Source organism: Halorubrum californiense DSM 19288 (assembly GCF_000336875.1).
Lineage (GTDB): Archaea > Halobacteriota > Halobacteria > Halobacteriales > Haloferacaceae > Halorubrum > Halorubrum californiense.
On sequence record NZ_AOJK01000083.1, the window covers coordinates 12,474 to 36,325 of the forward strand.

The following is a 23,852-nucleotide window of genomic DNA, read 5'->3' on the forward strand; positions in this document are numbered from 1 at the left end:
AAGATAGGTTCAGTCGATCACATCGGATTTGAGTAAAAGTGTCTGCTTGGATGCGGNGTGAAGCCTACCCAAGCAGACAGCGAAATAGAGGAAGAGCACCTGCTTAATTTTGTCGTCAACAGCCTCAACGAGGAGCTTGCGATAGACCTTGATGAGAACGTTGAGGTCACGACAGAGACGTTGTACGAGGTCCTCGCCGGCGCCAGCGCCGGCGGGACCTCAATCAACCACGTCTGCGAAACGTGTGACGACTCGCCGCACGCCAACACTGTCCGTGGCTATCTCACTGATCAGTTCGACCTTGATGCTGTCGAGGCGGTTGGAGACATGCTCTTGCAGCGGGATGCGCTTGAGACACTCCCGGATCGACCGGTGGAGGTCGTCGCCGACCTCCACCTCGATCCCTACTACGGTGACGAAGATGAGACAGAAGCTCTGTACTTCTCGCAGGCGAAACGAGGAACTACTGCGTTTCACGCCTACGCCACGCTCTATGCGCGGGTACGCAACAAGCGGTACACGCTGGCGGTTCGTCAGTTAGTTGATGGCGAGACGACCAGCGATGTCCTCGCTGAGTTTCTCGAACTCCTCGACGGCCTTGACCTCGGCGTCAAGGCCGTCTACCTTGACCGCGGATTCTACAACAGCACCTGTCTCGGCCTGCTGTACGCGCACAACTACGCCTACGCGATGCCGATCGTCAAGTGGGGCGAAACGATTCAAAACGAACTAAACAGAGGCTGGAGCCGCGAGATCGAACACGATCTCGCCGGCAAAGTGACGTTCCCTGTGTTCATCGACTGCGTTTACCAGCAGGGACGATACGACGAAAACGGGGTGGCGCGTCACGGCTATGCCGCTGACGCGCCGTTTATCGACACGCCACGAGATGCACGAGAGCACTACAGCAAACGCTTCGGCATCGAATCGAGTTACCGATTAGCCAAACAGAGCCTCGCGTTCACCAGTTCTCAAGACGCTGGGCTGCGGCTGGTGATGTTTGTGGTGAGTCTGCTCCTCCAGAACAGCTGGCGGTATCTCCACTGGAGGTACGTGGCGGCGCCCCGCCGAGGGGGGCGCCGCCTCTGGAGATGGCCATTCAAGGAGTTCTGCGAGATGGTACTCCGTGCAGCCTGGACAGCACTTGGCGTCCGCAGAGCTGTCCCAGCGAATCAACCGCTTGACGACCGGTTTTTCCGGTAGCTGTCCCGAATGAGGACAGCGGTCGTGAGTGGTAACGCTGTCGCGTCGGCGGCGATCTGCCGCCGACAGCGACTGGCCAGTATCAAAATTCGGCTGCTAAGCACAGAACTCACCGTCTCAATCCGTTCGAAGGCTATCCAAGTATCGAAGACAACGATTCAGCGGCTACTGGACAGGATGGTGAGCTCTTCGATGTGATCGACTGAGNGTCTCAATCCGTTCGAAGGCTATCCAAGTATCGAAGACAACGATTCAGCGGCTACTGGACAGGATGGTGAGCTCTTCGATGTGATCGACTGAGGTTATTATGCTGCCTCTATGTGGCTCTTACTTGGTCCCCGAGCATAGCACATTACGGCCTACGGCATCGATTCGATAATGAAATACCCTAAATGACGAATCTTTTTTTATTCGCTTTTGAGATCATTACCGTATGAACCCCCGCCAGCTGGCTGAAGTCCTATCTGAGACCGGCCTCCATCACGAATCTGTCCAACGGCTGGTACAGACTTACGAGACGTTGGAGACTCACCTCGAGCGGGGTGAGTATACTCAGGCAACGGACCAAGTCGAAACCTTCTGTCAAGCATACGTTCATATTTTAAATATCGAATTAGGGGAACCACTCGAACGAGACACAGATGTACGGGAGTTTGTGGCCAAGTCTCGGAATGATGTAATCGCTAATGATGCACCAGCTAGTGTCCAAGAATTCATTCCCGATATGCTCAATGCGGCAATTAATACGGCACGGGCACGAGATACTGGTCCAATTGGACTCAACACGTCAATCAACCGTTCTGATGCGAGAGTTGGTGTGTCAATTGCGTCGTGGTTAGTTGTTGAATTGGTTCGCCTGTATTTGTCAGAGGACGAGTTCGAGGATCATGAAATAGAATCACTCATCACGGAACTCGTGACACCGATTAAAGAACAACCACTACACGATCTTGTACGCTCGAGATATGAGTTTGATGAACAGTTGTTGGCACGTGAACTGGCCGAGATAGTGTATCTCGTTCCTGAAACAGAAGAAATCGCAAAGGGACAGCATTTTCCTTCTGAAAACCAAGAGAAAAAGATCACAGCACTTCTTCTGGGCAGGGTTGCGGCGTGTAACCTCGGATTTAGCGAGACACTAGGTGTTGAGAGGTCTTGGATCAATGACCGCATAGAGGGTGTAGCAAGCCAAGGTACTCTAGATAGTATTCCGTTTGTTTTTAAAGATACTGATGAGGGTGGATACTATATTCCCGGATTTCGGGTCGGTGACGCGCTTGATTTTCTTACTGATGAGTCGTGACTGGTATTTCATAAGGAGACTCGCACCGGTCTCCGTTGCCTACAAGTGATAACGAATCAAGAATTACCGTATGAATCGTTGGCAACGTGGAGATGAACTCCACTATCCGGGTGGATCTGGTACGGTAATCCAGGTACAGGAAACAGAGGGTGAAACACCAATAATTGTTGTTGAGTCCGATGATGATGTCCACCGTACGTTCTTAGCTGATGCCGAAATTATTCAACCTAAAGGATAGGTAACTACCGTGCGTACATCATCTTGGTATGGTTCTGTCGCAGCTTCTTTTTTTTCGGCCGGCATCATTAGTTTCACCGCGGACCTCTTGGCCACGGACTCGGTCGGTTCTAAGATCGAGGAGTGCGACCTGTCCGTAATCGTTCACAGCTACGCCCACGGTGTCGTTGAGGAGGGAGAGAATTAATATGAGGCCTTACTGACTTCTCTACAAGATATGGTTGATACTCTGATTGAAGATGACAGAGTACTCCGCGTCCTCGAAAATGCGATTGAGTGGATGGAGAAACCGGAAAACCAGGATCGGATGGAGGAATATGATCATATTGGTTTTGAGGCTACTGACGTCCAAGCTGGTGGATGGGAATTTAAGAAATTGATGCAGATGGGCATCATCGAGCAGACCTATAAATCAAACAACTCGTCAAATTATCGAGTGACAGATATTGAGACAGCAAAACAAATCGTAGATGGATCTAGAGAGTCCCAGAAGACACCGGCCACGACAGTTGAGCCTGAAGATATTGACCCGAGTGAACTGTTTGTTGATGTTGTGGGTCGTAATAAACCCAAAAAATGGCTCAGACGTACGATAGACCGCGGTGAACAGGTCCACCATCTACTCCATGGCCCACCTGGATCGGGAAAATCAATGATAACGGACGATATCTCTCGCCTTCCTAACGCAGAGCGTGTCGTCCTTTCAGGCGACAGTACAACCGCTGTCGGTATTCGTGACACACTTCGCGAAAATCCTGCGTATCTTGTGGTTGAAGAAATTGAAAAAGGCTCTAAGGCGGACCGAGAAGCACTGATGACCGCTTGTGGTGAGGGATACGTGAAAGTAACCAAATCGGGCGTTGACGAACGAATCGATCTTGATACAATTGTCGTCGCAACGAGTAATGACCTTGCCTCAATTACTCCCGACTCCCTCGTAGATCGCTTTATGGAGTGGGAGTTTGAACAGTACGATGAGAACGAATTTATTGACGTCTGCTCTGTTGAATCCGCAGAAGGCGTCGGATCGGGTCACTCTGTACTCGGGTCAGGTGCGCTGCCGAGAGAATTCAGAGATGTACTNGATCGATCCACCTCCTTGACGACAAAAAGTGAGATTATCGTCACTTCAGAGATCGCGAACCCCGTGTCGTCATCGGATTCAACAGAGCATTGACGTCTGTACCGAGGTACTCCCCCGCGATTATTCAGTCTCAGAGGATATCGCACGGTATATCGCAACGCAGGTCTATCATAAACTTGATTCAACCCAGGTCCGGGACACTACTCGTATTGCTAAACTGGCTGATGACCGATCTGAGGTAGAAGAACTGGTCGCTTCTCTCCAATAGTTCTACAAGTTCGTGCGTCACGATTCTCACGACGGAGCCGAACGACCTGATGAGTTCCATCCACGACCGGATGCCGGTCGTCCTCCCACAGGACGTTGAGTCCGACTGGCTCGGTGCAGACCCGGACACCCGCAAGGAACTGTGCCAGCCGTATCCGAAGGACGATCTGGACGCCTACGAGATCTCGACACGAGTCAACAACCCCGGCAACGACGATCCGCAGGTCATCGAGCCGCTGGACCACGAGCAATCGGGCCTCGGCGAGTTCAGTTCCTGATAGCTGACGGGGTCACGGTCACTGCATCGGCGACGCCGCTGCCGAATCGACGAGCGAGTACTCTCGGTCCCGACTCGTCCCCTCCGCTTCGAGGAGGTTGTACTGCTCCATCTTCGAGAGGTACGTGCGGATCGTCCGTTTCGTCCGTGGGTCATCGACGTCCTCGGAGTAGCGCTCGTGAATCTCGCTCGGCCCGACTGGGCCGTGTTCGCGAACGACGTCGTAGACGACGCGCTGGTGGGGCGTGAGTGAATCGAGACTCTTCTGCTTAATCTGGGCCCGCGCATCCTCGGCGGCATCTAGGAGGATATCGTCGGTGATGCGCTCGTGGTTCTCGCGATCTGCCTTGCCGGCGGCCGTTCGGAGGATACCGATTGCGAGGCGGGCGTCGCCGGCGGCGGCATCGGCGATCCGGTACAGCTGGTCGTCGATGATGACGTCCTCGTCGAGCCCCCACTTCGCGCGAGCGCTCAGGATGTCGTACAGCTGCTCGTCATGGTACTTATCCATCCGGACGTGCTCGCTGGAGCGCAGCCGACTCACGAGGCGGTCGTCGACGCGGCTGAACAGCTCCTCTTCCTTATTCGCGATACAGATGATCGCGAACTGTGGGAGGCTGTGAAGGTCGTAGATGACGCTGGGGTCTTCGAGTTGGTCGACCTCGTCGAGGATAACGACTGTTCGCGGGCCGTCGTGCTGCTGGAGGCGGTCGACGAGTTCGTCGTGGGGCGTCGATTGCCGGTGGATGTCGATGGTGGCGCCGAGATCGTCGAGAATCTGGTAGAGCGTCCGAAATCGGGTGTAGTTACGCCAGCAGTTGACGTAGGTGGCCTCAACGTCCAGGACCTCCTCGCGGAGCCGTTCGGTGACGAACTGCGAGATGCACGTCTTGCCGGCGCCGCTGGGTCCGGTGACGATAGCCGTGTCGGCGGGTTCACCGTTCGTGATGGGCTCGAGGACGCTAGAGAGATGGTTAACTTCGGCGTCGCGATGCTCAACTTCCCGAGGGACGAATCCGGCGCGGAGAACGCGAGCATCGCGGATCATCTTTGCTTGATAGACTGATTTTCTGGCTAGTAGTAAAAACGTGACCGGGTTGCTTCCGGAAACGATTCAATTATTCCTCTCTGACCTGCGGCAATTCCCACGCAGTATCGCGGTTTGGTTTTGTGGAAGACCCCTATTGCGGGGAATTTCCGGAATTCGTTCATCAACAGGAGCGTGTGAAGTTCGAACTTTCTAGTCATCGACATTCACTCCAGCTAAACTACCCGATATTAGAGGGCGAGATTGGACCCCTCGTGATCGAGTTATCCATATCAACTAAGTGGTGTGGATGGTTCGAGTATATATATGACTCTCCGCACCGACGGGAGGGGAACTTCCCTTCCGTCGCTTGACTCGACATTTTCTCACGACGAGGTGTCGATGGTGCTCACTAGATGCGGACTTCTCGTGGATAGGGCGGAGACGCTCGCTCGGCTATACGCCCAGCATCGGGACTGGACTGTCGTCGAAGAGAAATGGATCGAAGAACGATTCGACGAGCGCAGTACGCGTGGAAGTTCGAAGGGAATCTACCGCGCACTGAGTTCCCGGTTCAAAACCGTTGGTAGCGAACTTCCGTCCATTGTCCAGCTACCCTCCGTCCTCGACCAGTGTGAGACGGTGCGCGGCAAAGCCCAGGTGCTGTACTTCTACTTGTTGGAGGACGACCCCCTCGTGAAGTACACCGTTCACCGGTACGTCGACCGGCTTCAGGAGTCCGGTGTCGAAGGACTGGATTTCGAGCAGGAGACGATCGAGCGCCTCCTAAACGGGTTTCACTACGACGACGGGAGCGAGTTCGACTATGCGGAATCGACGACGCGCCGGTGGGGCGAAGGATTCCGATCGGTGATGCGAGAGATCGGTGTTCTCGACACACAGCAGGCCCTTCATGGACAAATCCCAAATCTCGGAACGACGCCTCTGCTCGTCGCATCAGGTTACTCGTGGGAGATTCACGAGGATGACTGGCTCTCCCAACCGACTGGCTGGCTCTATCTCTCCCAGCCGGAACAGTACTGGGACTCCTTGGCCGAACGTGTGAGCGACGATCCAAACTGGGAAGCGAGCGGGATTCACGGTGAGCTAAGACTCCAACCGGTCGACGGGACATACGACTGGGCCGAGCCGTGGGAGGGCAAAGTATGACCGATGAGAGCTGGTTCGCTGCCGATGTCGGGAGCGATTTCGAGGAGTCCGTCCGCATCGACCGCGAGGATGACGGTCGCGATCACCGGCTGGACTCGATTGATACCTACCACGTGACGGAGGAGTCCGAGGAGTTCATGTCTGACTTCTTCTCACGCCTCCTCGGCCGCTCCGAGGATATGCGGTCGGGAGCGAACTACTGGCTCTACGGGTACTACGGGAGTGGGAAGAGCCACCTCCTCAGCGTGCTTCGCGGCCTACTAGATAGCGAGTGGCTTCGACAACGAGACGATGTCTGGGAGCAGCTAACCGACGGTCGTGAGCTGAACACGCTTGAATCCACGTGGTCGTCGATCCACGATGAGTACGAGGTCATCCCGATCTCGGTGAACCTCCTGAAGCACCAGGGCCAGAAGAAACTGAGCTTCAGCGAGATCGTTCTCCGTAGTGCTCACATGTCGGAACGGCTCACCGGTGCCGAGGGAGGGCTCTCGTCGCAGCTCGGCGTCGCCTTTTTCGAGGACTGGTACCGGACGACCGACGCGTGGGACGACCGGACTGCCAACACCCAAACGGCACTCCGGAGTACGGTTGACAGCCCCGAGAAGTACGACTGGGAGGACGTTCAGCAGTACAACGCTCTCGCGGACGCCGTTCTACCCACTCTCTTCGAGCAGGAGACCGGCACGGTGGATGGTTTGGACGACCTAATGCCGTCTGATCTCGACCCGCAGGCGATGGTCGAGCGCCTCGAACAGTTGCGGAGCGACCGCGAAGAGGAACTCGGCCACCCAGTCAAACTCGTACTACTGCTCGACGAGGTCAGTCTCTTCATCGGGACGGACTTCGATCGCCTCACCGAGCTGCAGACCCTCGCGGAAAGCGTCGACGAGACCGGCGACGGCGACATCCAACTGGTGGCAACGGCACAGGCCAAAATCGAGGACGTCCAGCCGCAGTTCGCGGCTCGCGGGGCCGACTTCAGTATCGTCAAGGATCGATTCCCACACCGGTTTGGCCTTCCGAGCCGGCACGTCGGCGAAATATCGACCCAGCGGTTGCTCAAAAAGTCGGAAACCGGTAAGGGGGATACAGAACGCGTCCTCAACCAAACTAGTAACGAGCCCGAGACGTTACTCGTGTACTCGGGCATCGAACAGAACACCGACCCGCCGCTCGACGACATCAACCGCGAGCGCCTCATCGAGTTCTATCCGTTCCTCCCGTATCAGCCACCGCTGTTCCTCGAGATCCTCTCGAACCTCCGGCAGGAAGCACACGACCCGGCGAAGTCGATCTTCTCGGGAACCGCACGGGCGATTCTGGCGCTCGTTCACGGTCTCCTCCAAGAGTGGATAGAGGTCGGCAACGAGACCAACGTCATTTCGCTGGTCGACTTCTACGACCTCATCGAACCGGAACTCGACGACATCACCCCACAGGACGTGGGGGTTATCGAAGAGATCGAGGAACAGTACGAGGCAGGCGAACTGGAGGAGATCGACGTGGACGTCGCCAAGGCCGTGCTGCTCCTCCAGCACATCCCGGACACCATTCCGATGTCCGAACGGAATCTCGCAGTCGCCGTGTTGAGCGACCTCGACGGCCCGACCCAGTTCCAGATGGAGAACCGCGTCGAGGACTCCCTCCAACGGCTTCGAAAATTCATCCGTCCCACGCACGACGAGGCCGGGCCGAAGTACGCGTTCACGCATCCGGAAGAGCGCGAGATCATCGAGGCCTCTGAGCAAAACCTCGACAACCCGGACTGGCAGTCCATCATCGAAGCCGTGGACGGGTATCTCTGGGAGGACATCGTTCGTGATCTCTCGCTGCCGACATCGGCCGAGTACCCAGATACCGGCGAGCAGTATCCGGTTCGCTACGAATTCAGTATCGACGGAATCGAACTCGATACAACGGTCGACGCGGAGGACGCGCTCGATGTCGAGGTCGCCGTCGAAGGAATTTCTCCCGCTGCAGCAGATGTCGACTACAACGGCGACCCGCTCGAATGGACGATCGGACAGGACGGACTCGACGATCTTCGAGATAACCTCATCGAGTGGTGGTCACTCAGAGATGCCGTCGGAGACCACACACTCCCACAGTCTGTCGAGCGTGACCTCTCCGACCGCGCAGCTCGCGTCCAAAGCAAACTCGTCGAGGCGCTCAAGACCGGGACGTTCGATGTCAAGGATCGCGGCGATCAGATCGGTGGCATGATCTCGGGCGTCGAGGAGTATCTCGACGTCAACTACCCCGACGACTTCCACCCCGTAATGCTCCAGGTCGGCGACGAACACTTACAGGAACTCCGAGGGCTCTCCGCACAAGACCCGCTCCCGACGTGGGCCCAGCAGATCGATGTCGCAACAGAAGACCCGGAAACACACGGTGGTTCGATCCAGAATAACGTGCGCGCCTTCACCGGCCGACAGTTGAAGCAACGGGGCGGGAACCTCGCGATGGCGACGATTCTCGACGGCATCGTGAAGAAGAAGCCGATCTACAAGGACGCTCGCCCCGCGCTGTGTTCGATTATTTGGGGCCTCTGCCGGAAGGGGGACTTCCTGCCTATTGACGAAACGGGTGACTCCCTCGAACTCGACGCCGTCATCGACCTGAACAAATTGACGACGACGCGTCTCAAAATCGCAGGAGGTGGCGGTGTACGAGGAATCCTTCGCGATGGAGGATTCATCGACTCGACAGACACAATCCCGGACGGAATCGTCAGGCTCCAGTCCGCGAACGACACGCTCGCGGGTCGAATCGGTAGTCTCGTAGAAGACGTCAGGCTGGTCGCCGAGAGTGACGCCCAAACGAGACAAGTTCGAAACCTCCTCGAATCGTTCGTCGAGGAGCTCGAAGCCGAGCAGCAGAGCGCGATCGACCGAAGAGAGGCGGTCAAATCACGGGACACAGACTGGGAAGACGTCGTCGAAGCAACCAACGATGCGCAGGAGTGGTACGACGACGCCGAGGAAGTGTGGAGTTTGCGCCTCCCCGCGCTCACACGCATCGACTCGCAGTTGACTCTCGCCCAGCAGTCGTACGACTGGCTGACCGAGGAGTGCGAAACGGCCAGCCAGACGCTTCGCGAGAGCATCGACGACTATGAGGGAGACTGGTGGACACACGATGGCTGGGATCGGTTCAACGACGCCCAAACGACCTCACCGGCGCTCGACGACGCGATCGAGACTGCGTGGGACTCGTTCCAAGCGGAAACTGAGTTCGACGCGTTCGTCGACGAGTTACAGGAGCATCCGTGGATCCAGCCCGCGAGCGAGTTTGGATCGAACGTTCGCCCGGCCTTCGAGAGCAAGTACATCACACCTCTCCGCCGGGCTGCATCGTGGCACGAGGACATCTCGGACGCGGTGTCGACGGTAATCGGCGGAACGACCCACACCGAAGCTGACGGGTTCATTCGCGCGACAAACACACTCCTCGACAGCGAACCCCTCGCTGTGGTTGCAGACAGCGACATCGACGGATTACGGGATACATTCGAGGAGCTACAGACACTCGTAGGGGATCAGTCCCCCACAGACATCACGGCGATTGGGGTTCTCCCGTCGGATCGCGAATCGCTGGACTCGGAACTGGAACGACTCGTCGAACGCCACGACCTCAGTATCGAGCGGACTGAAACGGGGGTAATCATCCGATGACAACCAAACGTCCCTTCCACGACTTCACGGAGCGGCTCGCACAGTTCGCCGACGGCCGACGCGGCATTCGAAACCCCTTCGTGATTGTCCCCGTCCAGCCGAAGTACGAGCGACGCGTCGCCGAGCGGCTCACCGAGTGGGCGACGAACCCGCATCGTACCGAGGAGTTCCCGGATGATGGAACCGTCCAAGTCCTCCGACTTGACGAGCTGTTCGTCGAAACCGACGTCTTCGAACTGGCGGTCGATCTCGGTGAGAACAGCCAACCAGCGACCATCACCGAAACGATGCAAGACCGATTAGCGGAGGAACTCGTCGCGATTATGGTCGAAAAAATCGACGCACCAGCCCAGCACCGACACGTCGTTCTCCTCACGCATCTCGGGAGTCTCTACCCGTTCACGCGTGCGTCAGAACTGCTCGACGAACTCGACCGCCGCAACGTCCAGTCTACGATCGGCATTCCGTTCCCCGGAAATATCTACGGTGGGAAACTGAACTTCTTCGGCGAGGAATCGCGCAACTACTACCCGGCCCACCAGATCGAAGGCCGGGTTGAGGGGGTGCATCTCCAATGAGCGACACACACATTTACGACATCTTCCAGCAGTCACCGACCCGCGAACTCGAGGAAGTCCAGAAGGTCAACGCCCGAGCGCGGGCCGAAAACGACGTCCGCGAGTTCTACGAGACCGACAGCGCCCGCGACGTGCTCACCACGCTCGGGAACCTCGTCGACAAGTATCCACACGAGGAACCGCGCTTCCTCTACATCTCTGCGACGTTCGGGTCGGGGAAGACGCACCTCCTGAAGCTCATCGGGTTCGCTGCCGACACCGAATCGGAGTTCGCCGACCTCGGCGAGGAGTTGGCGAGCAGATGGCCAGGTTTCCAGTCGTTCCGACAGAGCGTTGCCGACTCTCACGTCGACCGTCTGAAGCCCGTCTTCCTGAACCTCCTCAACCGGGACGCGTCACAGGAACCGCCGCTCCCCTACCTCATTTACGAGGCAATCGGCCGCGAACTCGGGTATCCCACAGACCCGAATTGGCTGCTCGAGTGGGCGTGGCAGCTTGACATGAACCACGGTGACTGCTGGGAGCGACTACAGGAAGTCGAACACGACGGGCAGACGTTCGAGGACGTGTACGACGAGCGGGCGTCACTACGGAGCTGGCTCTACGACGCCGTTCCGACACTCGATGACTCACCATTCGCGTCTCGGGAAGAAGTCAAGCAGTCGATCGACGACGCCATCGAGGAGGTCGATCCCGACGAGTTCGACCCCGACGAACTCGTCGACCGCGTCGAAGCAGCGCAGGAGTCACTGAGCACGCCGGAAACCGAGACGGAGTTGCTGATCGGGCTCGATGAGGTGGCGCTGTTCATTGGCGATGGCCGCCACCGCTACAGAGAGTTCCAAGAAACGATGGAGGCCCTGACTGAGCTGGGCGTCGGGCCCAACCCGCCAGTCATCGGGACTGGACAGTATCCGATCGAGCGTATCCACGGCGAGTTCGATGATACCGAAGTCACGGAGCAGCCGTGGTATGGGGCTCAAGAACCGCTCGAGGGTGCCGACACCGAGATTATCGTCCGAAAGCGGTGGCTGCAGAAGGACGCTGAGGGTGGACAGGCCGTCGAGTCCGCGCTCCGGGAGATGCCCGACCTGACGCTCGACGCGTACTCTGATATTGCCGGCGCCGACCCGGACGCAGTCGAGTCGTACCCGTTCCGCGAGTACGATCTCGGGCTGCTCCGGACGGTGATTCAGCAACTGATGCCACGGGGACGCGTAACCGAAGAAGAGTACGTTCAGGGTCGGGCATTGCTCATCCTCGTTCGCTCGCTGTTCACGCGGTTCGAGTGGGGAGAAAAGCAGGTCGGAGCACTCGTCACCTGGGACGAGTTGTACGACTTGTTGGTCGAAGAGACGACCTACATCCCGCTATGGGTACAGGAGATGGTCGAGAACAAGCTCGTCCCCTCGGCTGGCGGCAACGAAGACGCATTCTCTGTTCGCGTTGCGAAGGCGTTGTATCTGCTGAATCAGGTGCGTTCCGAGGTGCCGTCGACGCCGGCGAACCTCGCCCGGCTGATGGTCAAGTCGACTGGCGAGTCGTTCGAATCCGTCCAGGATGATGTCGAATCGGCACTCTCCGACCTTCTCGAGGATCGGAAGGTACTGACCGAGACGAACGACCGCGGCGACGAGGAGTATCTGCTGGTCTCCGAAGAGCAAGAGGACATCTTGACGCGAGCGAAGACTCGCGCACAGCAGATCCCGTCGCATCGACTTTCGGCCAAGTTGGAGAATTCCCTCCGTGAGGGAAGCAACCTCCTGCTCTCTGAGGGGAGTCGACACGAGGTGGATCTCGAGGGTGAGCGCAAAGTCCCGCTCCGTTTCGGCTACTCTGTTCTCGACCCTATCGAGCAGGCACCGACGCCGGAGTTTGATGCCGTTCGTGTCCGGCTTGTCGCGGGGCGCGACGAGGAGGTTAGCGATCAGGTTGATGCGTGGCAGTCGACGAACGAAGGGCGGGACGGGGGCGAGCACGTCCTCGTCGCCGTCCAGCTACAGGGATCGACGATCGACCGCCTCCGGGACGTGATGGGGATGCAGGAGGTACTGTCGGAGGAAACGGAAACGTATCCTGACTTGGAGTCAGACCACCGCGACGAACAGCGGGCGCTCGAGTCGACGATTCGGGAGCAACTCGAGGAAGCAGATGTTTACGTCCGAACAGGTGGGACGAGAGGGCGATACGGGGATGTGTTCGAACAAGTCGTGGCAACGCAAGTACGGTCTGTATTCGGTGGGACGCGCTTTGTCCTGACAAACGGGATCACTGAAGTCGAGGACGCCAAGCAGATGGTGCGATTCTTCCGCGGCGTCGACGACTGGCCGCTTTCGAGTGAGGACGCCGTCACGCTCGGTGTGGACACCGACCGCGCCGAACTCGCCGACGGCTGGTGTCAAGAATTCCTCGACGAGTACGAGGACACCCAGTCGCTTCGTGTTGAGGACTTGCTTACCCAGACTGTCCAGCGCGGAGGCACGTATCGCGGGACACCGCAGGAATCGATCTCGGCACTGTTGATCACGCTCGCAACGGCCAACGAAATCGCGCTGCGCCGTGACGACGAGTACATTACCGAACCGGACGAGATCGGGCGAGCGGTCAGAAACAAAACGAACCTGACCGACGTACAGATTCGGTTCGAGTCACTGGACGGAATCGATCCCGACCAGATTCGGGAGACCGTCGAGACGCTAATCGGTGAGGAGCCGGACGGAACCGACCCCGACGCGTGGCTCTCGGAGTTGGCTACATGGGTTGACGAGAACAGCGTGCTGGTGAAACGCGTCTTGCGAGGCGTCAGCAGAGAATTCGGCGAAGGCGCTTCGCTGGACGAACTCGAAACCGTTCTCCAGCCCGCACTCGGGGGCGAATCTCTCGAAACAGACGACTTTGCGTCCGACGAAATCGCACGTCAGTCCGAGCGTTTCGCTCGAGCAGAAGGACTCTTCCGGTCGGTCAAGGATGGCGACACTCTCTGGGAGCAGTTCAGCCAGCGGACGACCGAGATGCAGCGACTCTACCCCGGTGCGGACGTCACCGGGGAGATGCAAGCCGTCGTCGGCGGGGACGAGGTGCCTGATGCCGACCGGCTTCGAGCAACGATCGACGAAGCCGACGCACACAGACGAACCGTCGTCCACGAGCAGTACGAACGTATCACGGGAGAGTCGCCGCCAGATGGGGAACCCGAGAGCGTGGTCTCCAGTCTCGTGACGTGGCTCTACGCACACGATGCGAGTAGCAAGGAAACCGCCGACCGTGTCGCCGTCGAATTCGATGGTGTAGCGGTCGACTCCCTCTCCGAGCTCTTAGAGACGGCGTGGAACGGTGGCTCGTTCTCGGAAAAAGGCCTCGTCGATCCAGCGGTCGTTCAGCAAGCTAAGCGGTACGAACGGGCACGTCGGCTCCTCGAAGCATCCGGTAGCGAGGCCTCGCTCTGGTCGAAACTTCGTGATACGTCGAGAAGACTCGAGGAAGAGCATCCGAACCACCCGGTCACAGGTGAGGTGAACGAGATGCTAAATCGACCACAGCCGCCGAAGGTCATTGATGTGGAACAGGTTCTCGATAAGGCAGAGAACCCCTTCGAGATCGAGAAACGCCTTGCGGAACTTGCAGGCGAACTACAATCCCAGTATCCAAATTGTGATCTCACCGAGGAGGTCGGTGACGCAGTAGCAGGAGCCAGTTCACCGAGCGAGGAACGCATGATCGAACTGATCGAAAAAGCCGAAAAGTTACTTGACGGTGTAAGTAAGCAGCTGCGACGGATTCGAGATACAATGGACGACCTACCGGAGGGCTCTGTGGTGATGATCGAACCGGTCGACTGACGATCTGGTGTCGCGAAGCACCGAACTCATCTATTGTTGATTCGCAATCACGCAACATAGGGGCGTAACCACGGTCGAAAACAACGTTCTTGTCCGAAATCGCACCTATCGTTTACTGGTGTCTCCAAAGGATTATGATGTATCTGTGACTCTATCTCGACATCATGCTCAGAGTCGGGGACAAAGAAAACGTTTCCACGTTAGAAACGGTTTCCCTGAAGGACGAGGGGTTTCGTGAGGATGACCTCCGGGAGTGGATCATCAATAGTCCCGAGAGCATCCTTGGAGAGGATTTTCGACTTGTCGGACGAGAGGTTTCTGTCAAACAGATCGGCGACGGTATCGACCTCCTCGCTATCGATCGGGACGCCAACGTGGTCGCCATCGAACTCAAGCGAGGCGCGTTGAAGCCGAAGGTCGATTTTCAGGGACTCAAGTACGCCGCTTACACCTCACACTGGGATTACTCCAAGCTCCGTGACCAGTTCGAGAAGTTCAAGTCCACGACGTGGGGGAAGACCCTCTACGAAGAGGAAACCACGTTTACCGAGGTACTCGACGAGTTCTGTAACGAGGACTACACGGTCAATCAAGATCAGCGGATCGTCTTCGTCGGCGAGTCTGTTCGCGAGCGACTAGACATCGTACTCCGGTGGCTTAGCGACAGGTCGATCGACATTTCCGTCATCGAGTTCCAGCTCCTCAAGGACGGCGACCGACTATATCTCGACGCAGAGCAGACGATTCCGACGCCGGAGCATACCGTGACGGACGTGAGTCCAGACACCTCTGATGAGCCGTGGAAAGAAGACGGACAGAGTTGGCACCTCAACGAGCGTTCCAACAAAGAAACAGCCGAGCTGCTGGAAGACGTCACAACTGCGCTACAGGAACTAGAGTTCCTCAACGGGCCGGAATGGGGGCAGAAGCACTACGTCGCGTTCAATAGGGGGCGAAAGAGACGCATCGCAATCCGGACGAAGCGGACACTATTCCACATTGACCTGTACGACGTCGATACGTCGTCGCTAGACGCTGTGGAGATTGCGGATGCACTCGGGATTGACACTGAGTCGGTTGCAATCAAGGAGGATATGAGGAGCAGTGGTCGAAGCGGAGTCAGAATCACCTGTAAGCCGGATCAAGAGATCGATTTTAATGCGCTTGAATCTCAGGCTCGGGAGATACTCGGCGAAACTACTAATTGAGATAGGCGGCAGGAGAGGCTACAGCCCCACTCTTTTCGAACTTTGACCCAGAACCGGATCAGATTTCCGCTCTGTCGGCCTTCTGTTCACGGAAGGTACTTAGATTGCTGCGCTGTGGCAGTTAGAATCCGCTATTATCGGCCAGTTCCAGAGCTTTCATCCCCACAATAACGATCAGCGCGATGATCGAGAAGAACCCTGCAAGCTCAAAGAGCGCCATCGGGTTCTCTACGAACCGCCAGAAGATTGGTTCGAGAAACTCGATCCCGTAGAAGTCCGCGAGTATCTTCGAGATCACGGCTCCCAAGACCACAAACAACAGTAGATACCGGAAGTATCGAATCTTCCGAGGGCCGGCGAAGTCATCAACCATACATCATCTTACACATTCAGAAATAAATGCTTCGTGGAGGACTGCCCCGTCGACTCCTTTTCGAGTCCTGACTCGGCCGCCGTCCGAGAGGGTATGGACAATCTTCAAGACATCTTGATGACTCTGCTTGTAACATCACTGACTCTCCTATGGACGGACGATCTACCCAACCCCGCAAGGCCCAGCTCGACAAAGAAGAGCGCGAGCATCTAGAGGACATCGTCACCGAGATGCGCGACCGCGTCGAGGCGAACGTTCGCTACCAGCTCGAGGATGAGTACAACCTCGACGAGAAGCCGGACGACGACGCGTCCCTGAGCGAGGAGCAGGAAGACCTCATTGAGGCTATCGAACTCGAAGCCGTCGACGGGAACGATTGGGGCGACGGCTACGAGCAGTACATTACGGGCGTGGGCTACACGATCGTCAACCGACTGGCCGCACTCCGTTGTATGGAGGTTCGGGGCTTCATCGACGACGAGGTCACAGCCTTCCGTGATGACGGGCTCACGCCGGCCGCCGACCGGCTAGTCACTGAGGAGTTCATGCTGGAAGAGAAGGCCGTTCTCGAAGCCTACCGGAACGCGTGCGATAACCTCGCCGAGGAGATCGACATTCTCTTCGACCGTTCGACCGCCTACAGCCAGATCGATCCCGACGACGATACCTACGAAGACCTCTGTGGGATGCTCGATGAGGTCGCCAACGAAGTTTGGCGGGCTGACGACGTACTGGGCTGGGTCTACGAGTACTATAACGTCAAGCTCCTCGACGATCTTCGACGGAAAGGCGACCGTGAGGGACTGGATCCCGAAGACGTCCCGGCGGCGAACCAGTTCTACACGCCGCACTGGGTCGTGCGGATGCTCACCGACAACTCTCTCGGCAAGCTCTACCTAGAACACACTGGCGAACTACAGGACGTGGTCGACGCACAGGAAAAGTTCTCCCCCAACGAGCGCAAGAACCGCCCACTCTCGCCAGACGATTCACCGGACATCGCGGACTTCTGCACCTACCTCGTTCCATCGGAGAAGGAAGGCAAGCCGACGGACTTCGACCACCCGGAGGAACTCCGAGTCATCGACCCAGCTTGTGGAAGTGGGCACTTCCTGCTCTACGCCTTCGACGTACTGGAACGCATCTGGCGGGCCGAGACTAACCTCCGCGCCGAGGAGATCCCCCGGAAGATCCTACGGCACAACCTCTACGGTGTCGATCTCGACATGCGGGCCTGCCAGCTCGCGGCGTTCAACCTCTATCTGAAGGGCCGCACCCGCGCCGCGGCGGAAGGCGCTGATGGCTTCGATATGCCGGAGGTAGGAATCGTTTGTGCTGACGCCAAGGTGGCCGATGTTGACGGTGTCGAAGAGGTGTTCGACGAGGTGGCCGGCGATGATCCGGAAGTACAGCAGGCGCTCGACCGGATCTTCGATGCCTTCGAGGAAGTCCACGGCCTTGGCAGCCTGCTCGACGTGCGCGGTACCCTCGGCGATCTGTTCGAGGACGACGCCGACATCGACGGCACACAGTTGACCCTCGGCGATGACCCACGGGAGAGTCATACGCTCGGGCAGGTACTACACAGCCTGCGCGAAGCTGTAGAGGAGCATCGAGAGGCTGATTCGTTCCTCGCACAGGATTTGCGGAGCTTCGTTCGATTATTGGATATTCTGGCTCAGGACTACGACGTTGCACTGATGAATCCGCCGTATGGGTCACAGAACCGGATGCCGGATGTTGTGAAATCCTACGTTAAACAACGTTATCGCTATACTCCAGAGTTCTATATCAATTTCTTCGAAGTCTGCGATCAGGTCACCTCTGTAAATGGTCGAATAGGGATGCTCGTTCCTTGGAGTTTCATGATGAAGCAATCCTATCGTGACTTTCGGGAGGACTTTGTCGGGGAGAGAGGAGGGTTTGATTTCCTGAGCGAATTCGGATACGGTGTTCTTGATAATGCAACTGTTGGAACTGTAGGGACAGTGGTTAGAACAGCTACAAGTGGAAATAACCAGACGGGTACGTTTCTCCGACTTCATGATATTGAAACGAAACAAAAAGAAGAGAAATTCCTCGATGTACTATCTGAAGCCTCTGATGAAGTTCAAAGATACTTCAATGTTCAATTGAGCGAATTTAGCGAAATACCGGGGACTCCAATCTCCTACTCGATCCCGAAAGAGGTTAGAGATTTACATGGAACCGACCTGAAGATTGACGCGGAGCAGGCTAATATCGAAGGGGACTCTATCGCAATCGCAAGACAGGGACTTGCGACCGCTAACGATGAACGATTTGTACGCCAATTTTGGGAAATATCTGATTACGATGAGTTCCCTCCAATCGCAAAGGGCGGGTCTGAAGCTTGGTTAGTCCCACCGGTAACGGAGGTGTGCCAATGGAAAGCGGACGGCCAACTGATAAAACGATCCAGCAAGTCGATTCGTACCCGTAACGAGGAGCATTACGGACGGCGCGGGCTTACTTGGACGTTTATCAAACGAACTGGACGCAGGTTTGGGTACTATCCGGGGGGGCTCTACAGTCATACCGGATTTATGTTGATTCCGCGAGACGATCGGTCATTATGGCAGATGATGGGTATTCTAAATTCGAGCCTCTATCATAATCTGTTCCTGTCAATCACGACGGAAAGACATTGGAATGCGGGGGAACTCGGTAGTTTGCCTTGGCTTGAAGAATTAGACAATGTCTCGGACATCGAGAAGTTCTCTAAGTCTCAATATACAACCACTCTGGCCAATCGCACGCAAAGTCCAAATAGTCCCTATTATATTGGAAGTGGGTTAATCCCGAATAAGACGGCTAGTCCTGACTTCTTTTACCAACATCCTCACCCTAATGAGATTCAGCAGGAGCTGAACATCGAGACCGATTCGATAACCCCAAGCCTTTCTATCCAAGAGGCAGCGCGGAAAGCCCAGAAACAGAGGCTCACGCGGCAGCAGCGGCTTGAAACCTTATCTGATCAGATTGACGAAGCAATTTATCAGGCGGTGGAGATTCCCCAAGAGATACAAACGGATATTCAACAAGAGATATTCCTCCGAACCGCTGAAGACCCCGAAGACCGCGAAGTCCCCGACCCCGAATCCGTTTCCGAAATTCCCGAGAATATCGACGAGCAAGTCAAAGACCTCGTCCACCACTTCGCGATGGAGGCCGTCCGCGAGAAGTCGGACGGCATCATCCCACTCGAAACTACAGACGAACAAACGGGGATGCTCAACCGCGTCGTCGAGCGATTCGAGAACGCGTACGGCGAGTACGCCGAAGACCGCCTCGTCGAGGTCGACGACATCCTCGGGGCCAAATCTGCTGCCGACGAAGCGTACCCCAATCTCCGATCGTTTGTCAAGAACGACCTCTTCACCTACCACGTCCACACGATGGAGAACACGCCCATCTTTTGGAAACTCAGCACCGAGCGACTGCTCGCCGACGCGAAAGGCGAAGGCTTCGCGTGCTTCGTCGACTACCACCAGATCGACGCTAGCCTCTTCGACCGCCTGAGCAACCAGTACCTCGAACCGCGGAAGGGTGAACTCCGCGAGCGCCGGTCGGCATCGAACCAACGTCGGAACGACGAGTCACTCTCCACGAGCGAACGTGCTGATGCGACCGACGAGTTCGAGTTCTGCTCCAGTGCGCTTGAACAGATCGCCGAGTTCGAGGAAGTGCTACAGGAACTCGGGAGTACGAACGAGCGCGACTTCGACGACGACGACCGCGAGCGCGTCGACGAACTCGCTCCGAAGGTGGCCGCCTTCCGCGAGGAGACCGCCGAGCGCATCGAGACGATGGCCAAACTCCGGGAGCAGAAGGGCGAGGAGTGGTTCGAGGACACGTTCTCCCCCAGCTTCTGGGAGAAGGTGAACGAGTGGCGCGACGAGTGGCTAGATGCGCTCTCCGAGCTTGAACACGCCTGTGAGGAGTACGCCAAGCCGACCGACGAACCCGTCGAGGCACACCTCGCTGACCTCTTCGATTACTTCAACTGGCGGCTCAAGGGCTCGGATCACTACTCCAGCACGGGCATGCTCTTCATGACCTACTACTTCGACAGCGCCGGTGCCGAACTCCTCAACGAGGACGGTGAGCCATTTGACACACTGACCGATGACGAGCGAAGGCTCGCCTCACTTGCGATGGGACTGGATGACGCATCTATCGTCGACGAGCCATATCTCGAAGAGATGGTCGACGATGACGGCGATGTCGATAGTGTCGATGACCTCCCACCGTTGGCGGAGTACAAGGCGCTGGCCGAAGAGATAGACGACCGCTGTCAGACGGTGTACAGGGATATTCCATCGGATTGGAAAGATCGTGCCCTCTCGGAGGTCACGACTGCTGGCTACCAGCCGAACCACAAGCACGGGGTTGTGATCAACATCACACCGTTGGCTGAACAGAGTGTGGTTCCAAATATCGTAGAAGACAAAGTCCTGTAGTCAGGCTACGCGTTCGCTTGCGTCACACAGGAGTCGAGAAATGCCTCCCCCTCCTCAATCGATTCTCCGTTCTCGTACATCCACTCAACAATTTGTTTGCCGTGTTCTATCTTCTTGTAGCAGTCAGGCGATTCGACATCGTGTGGGATGTTCTGTTCCCCAACCATTCGATTGACTTCTTCCTCAACATCGCAGAACGCGGTGATAGCATCTTCAGAGACGGAGATGGAGAGGATTTCGCCAATCCCTTGATGATGGAAGTAGTTCTCAATCTCTCTGCGTTCGAGTACGTGACAGTCAATACCTGCACTTCTGGCACGATCCCTCACCTGTTCCACTTCTGGTTTGAGATCGTCCTCCTCTGACGCCTTATCACTATCAAGCAGGAAGGCAAAGCTACGGTTGATCTTCTTCAGCTTGCTTGGTTCACAGTGGCTGATGTTACTTCCACCAAGGTGCTGAATCGTGATATTGTGCTCTTGCCATTCATCATCGTAAGTCTCGGCAATAGTTTCGAGAATCTTCACATCTGACGGCCCCTCAACGTAGATCACGAAATCACTCTGGAGGATGTCGCTATTTCGTGCCCCGATCTCGTCGACTGCTTTGAATGCGTCTTCCTCAATATGTTCGAAAGTCGTGATACCAGAATCACGGCGAGTGATATACATTTCTGCATCTGCCCGGTTATCAATAAACACCTGCGAGTGTGTGGTTATCATCACTTGGCCACCGCTATCGGCGATACTCCGTAGGGCATCCAACATCTTGCGCTCAGCCGCTGGATGAAGGAAATTTCCCGGTTCCTCAAAAAGGAGCATATACCCCTCACCAACTTGGAGATCGACGTAGGCCTGCATCATCGATAGAAGGAGGAGGCTACCCACACCAGATCCACGCTCTCGAACGTCAATACTCTCAGAGAGATGCTTGTCTTCAAGATGTATCTTCGGAGAAATTGCCTTGCTGATTTGGATATTTCCGGGGCTCATGTTCACTTTCTCAACATCAGCCAGATGAGACTGCATATACTCTGTTAGCTGATCTCCGATACCCTCGGAGGTCTCTTGAAGAGAATCCTTGAGTTCCTCAACCTGTTCATCAATCTCGTCATGGAGTCCACCGCGCTTTAGAACCGGCATGAGAAGTTTGTTCAGGAAGGTACCTCCCTTCAGTTTCGTCTCCTCATTCACGTCACGTTCAGCGAAGATCGGAAGAGGTTCGGGGAAATACTCCCATATGAAATCTCGTGATTTCGCTTTGTACAGCTCTGTTTCGTCCACGACAACTGCCCCTTTTGTAACTTTTTCACCATTGACGTAGGTTTCGGCTCCGGGGGTCTTTCCCTCTCGTTTCGTGAACTCCTTCTTAATAGTGAAATCTTCGCCTCCGTCAGGTAGATAATCTTCAGTTAATGAATCTTCAAGTTCAGACGGCACATCTGCGAGCCTCGCAATGAAGGAAATCGATTCAGCTTCTCGCTTATGGAAATGCTCAGTATCCGGTTTGTCCCCTTCGAGAAAGAGGTGGAGAGCTTCGAGGAAAGATGATTTGCCGGCATCGTTCTTCCCGATAAACGTCGTCATGTCACCGATGTTGATCGGCCCTGAATTTTGAATTGGCTTGTAATTCTTCGCCTCAAATGTGTCAATTGTAATTACCGCCATCAAGAATTATGACAACTCATGAATATGCTATAAATTTTGGGTAGTTATCTGTCGTCTAGCTCACCTGACCGGGACAGGAAATTTGGAGAAGATTAGAGAGAACGACCCTTATGCTGGATAGTATTCGAGTTGATCGCGATCGTAACCCTCGAGTCGGGCAATGAGATTCTCCCGGATGGTAGCCACAGAGTCGCTATCGAAGTGAACGAATGATTCCCCATCTTCCGTCTGTTCGTCGTTCAATTCGTCAATCACATAGCTATCAAACTTCCCTCGGATACGAGCATCGCGAAGGGCCCACCAGTATTCGTTCAGAAGTTCGTAGAGTTCAACCACTGCTCTAAATTCCATGAACACTAGTTTCTGGTCAGGAGCCTCTCCATCAGTATAGGCTAAGATGTTCTCTTGGACGTGCCCGGCAATACGGGAGAAATCATCCTCGTCGAAGTTTTGCGATATGAGGAGGTGTGCCGACAGGCCGTTATCTCCCGTCTTGTTTTCGATCGCCTCCCGCTCGTCTTCGGTTAGGATGTAACGCGTCGCCTGATCTTCTTCCTCCGATCCGAGATCGTATCCGTCTTCACGATGAGATAGCTTCGCGTCATAGGTCGCCACGTAGTAGTCGCTCGGGTCTTCCTCTGGTACGATAAGCACCCCATCTGCTTCCCGCTCACCAATTCGTCCCCACCGCTCAGTCTGTGAGTAAAGTCTCTTCAGAAGGTAGAAGAGGTGCTTTTCGAAATAGCTGTCATTAGAGGGATCGTAGATCTCTTCCAACTCATCCTTGTTCTCGTACATCGGCCCCAGCTCGTCGATGAGCCCGTAGTATTCGCTCGCCTCTTCGTGTGCCTCACTTGCTTTACTGATGAGCCTGTCTTTGACACCGACAATAGCATTATGTAGAGCATTTCCGACGAGCGCGTCGAGATTGTCTGCTGATATGATGTCGTAGAGAGGAAGTCGACCATATCCCTCGTCGTCTGCAGAGGCTGATTGTCCATAGGTTATGTAGACGCACTGTAGGAGATAGTCGTTAACAGTACCCGGACGTGGATGGTTTCCGTGAGGTACCAAATCGACCTCTTGATACGAACTGGTTGTCCGCCGTCCTTCTGAGTCGATCACCGAAAACGAAGTCTCGACGATTTCCCGGTTCGCCATCACCCGGTTTCCAACTTCCCATCCAGAGAAGTCACGTTTTGGATGTGCTGGAGAAATGTCGTCCAGTCGGTTCTGGATATACGTCGCAACACTCGTATCGTTGACCTCAATGACGGTCTCCTCAACAGACTCAGAGAAGTCTTCTGCTCCACACTCGACACACTCTGACTCTGAAGCGGAGTTCTTCTCCGAACAGTGTGAACTGCTCTGTTGAATCCGCAGAAGGCGGCGGGATAGCGTCGCTGTAAAGGGAGTAGCGAAGCGGAAGAGTCGAATGTGACTAACCTACTCTTCCGC

The 23,852-nt window shown here is 55.9% G+C and carries 12 protein-coding genes and 1 pseudogene; 9 read left to right on the forward strand and 4 right to left on the reverse strand.

The features are described 5' to 3' along the window. Positions 1–57 precede the first annotated feature (57 nt). The 3 genes and pseudogenes from C463_RS17170 to C463_RS17175 form a co-directional block, all read left to right on the forward strand. Positions 58–1,203 (forward strand): ISH3 family transposase, encoded by a 1,146-nt coding sequence (locus C463_RS17170; protein WP_008446359.1) that lies wholly within the window; start codon positions 58–60, stop codon positions 1,201–1,203. Positions 1,204–1,636: 433 nt separating this feature from the next. Beyond that, positions 1,637–2,506 (forward strand): hypothetical protein, encoded by an 870-nt coding sequence (locus C463_RS18910; RefSeq protein WP_152422440.1) that lies wholly within the window; start codon positions 1,637–1,639, stop codon positions 2,504–2,506. Positions 2,507–4,090: 1,584 nt separating this feature from the next. After that, positions 4,091–4,372: pseudogene (locus C463_RS17175) on the forward strand (SOS response-associated peptidase); the annotation flags it as partial. Between the two features lie 18 nt (positions 4,373–4,390). Here the strand turns inward: C463_RS17175 and C463_RS17180 are convergent. Then, positions 4,391–5,419 (reverse strand): Cdc6/Cdc18 family protein, encoded by a 1,029-nt coding sequence (locus C463_RS17180; RefSeq protein ID WP_008446364.1) that lies wholly within the window; start codon positions 5,417–5,419, stop codon positions 4,391–4,393. Positions 5,420–5,725: 306 nt separating this feature from the next. On the opposite strand from C463_RS17180, the gene C463_RS17185 reads away from it, so the two are divergent. The 5 genes from C463_RS17185 to C463_RS17205 all read left to right on the forward strand — a co-directional run bounded on the left by C463_RS17185 (position 5,726) and on the right by C463_RS17205 (position 15,873). Next, on the forward strand, positions 5,726–6,568 hold the full coding sequence (locus C463_RS17185; protein ID WP_008446366.1) for a BrxA family protein: 843 nt from the start codon (positions 5,726–5,728) through the stop codon (positions 6,566–6,568). Continuing rightward, the gene (locus tag C463_RS17190; RefSeq protein WP_008446367.1) at positions 6,565–10,248 is read left to right on the forward strand and encodes a hypothetical protein; all 3,684 of its coding nucleotides are present in this window, start codon (positions 6,565–6,567) and stop codon (positions 10,246–10,248) included. Before C463_RS17185 ends, C463_RS17190 begins: the two co-directional genes overlap by 4 nt. Beyond that, the gene (locus C463_RS17195; protein ID WP_008446368.1) at positions 10,245–10,826 is read left to right on the forward strand and encodes a BREX protein BrxB domain-containing protein; all 582 of its coding nucleotides are present in this window, start codon (positions 10,245–10,247) and stop codon (positions 10,824–10,826) included. The genes C463_RS17190 and C463_RS17195 overlap by 4 nt, the downstream gene beginning before the upstream one ends. Next, on the forward strand, positions 10,823–14,665 hold the full coding sequence (locus C463_RS17200; RefSeq protein WP_008446370.1) for a hypothetical protein: 3,843 nt from the start codon (positions 10,823–10,825) through the stop codon (positions 14,663–14,665). The genes C463_RS17195 and C463_RS17200 overlap by 4 nt, the downstream gene beginning before the upstream one ends. Positions 14,666–14,829: 164 nt before the next feature. Further along, positions 14,830–15,873: an endonuclease NucS domain-containing protein gene (locus C463_RS17205; protein WP_008446372.1), complete on the forward strand. Its 1,044-nt coding sequence runs from the start codon at positions 14,830–14,832 to the stop codon at positions 15,871–15,873. A gap of 121 nt (positions 15,874–15,994) precedes the next feature. Here C463_RS17205 and C463_RS17210 read toward each other — a convergent pair whose 3' ends face one another. Then, positions 15,995–16,246, reverse strand: coding sequence for a hypothetical protein (locus C463_RS17210; protein WP_008446374.1), 252 nt, complete (start codon positions 16,244–16,246; stop codon positions 15,995–15,997). A 149-nt stretch (positions 16,247–16,395) separates the two neighbouring features. On the opposite strand from C463_RS17210, the gene pglX reads away from it, so the two are divergent. Next, positions 16,396–20,727 carry a BREX-5 system adenine-specific DNA-methyltransferase PglX gene (pglX, locus tag C463_RS17215; protein ID WP_008446376.1) on the forward strand — a complete coding sequence of 1,444 codons (4,332 nt, stop codon included), beginning with the start codon at positions 16,396–16,398 and terminating at the stop codon, positions 20,725–20,727. A gap of 5 nt (positions 20,728–20,732) precedes the next feature. Here the strand turns inward: pglX and C463_RS17220 are convergent, their stop codons facing one another. Next, entirely contained in the window at positions 20,733–22,394 is a 1,662-nt protein-coding gene (locus C463_RS17220; RefSeq protein WP_008446378.1) for an ATP-dependent nuclease, read from the reverse strand. Between the two features lie 108 nt (positions 22,395–22,502). Further along, positions 22,503–23,555, reverse strand: coding sequence for a hypothetical protein (locus C463_RS17225; protein ID WP_152422442.1), 1,053 nt, complete (start codon positions 23,553–23,555; stop codon positions 22,503–22,505). Between the last annotated feature and the right edge of the window lie 297 nt (positions 23,556–23,852).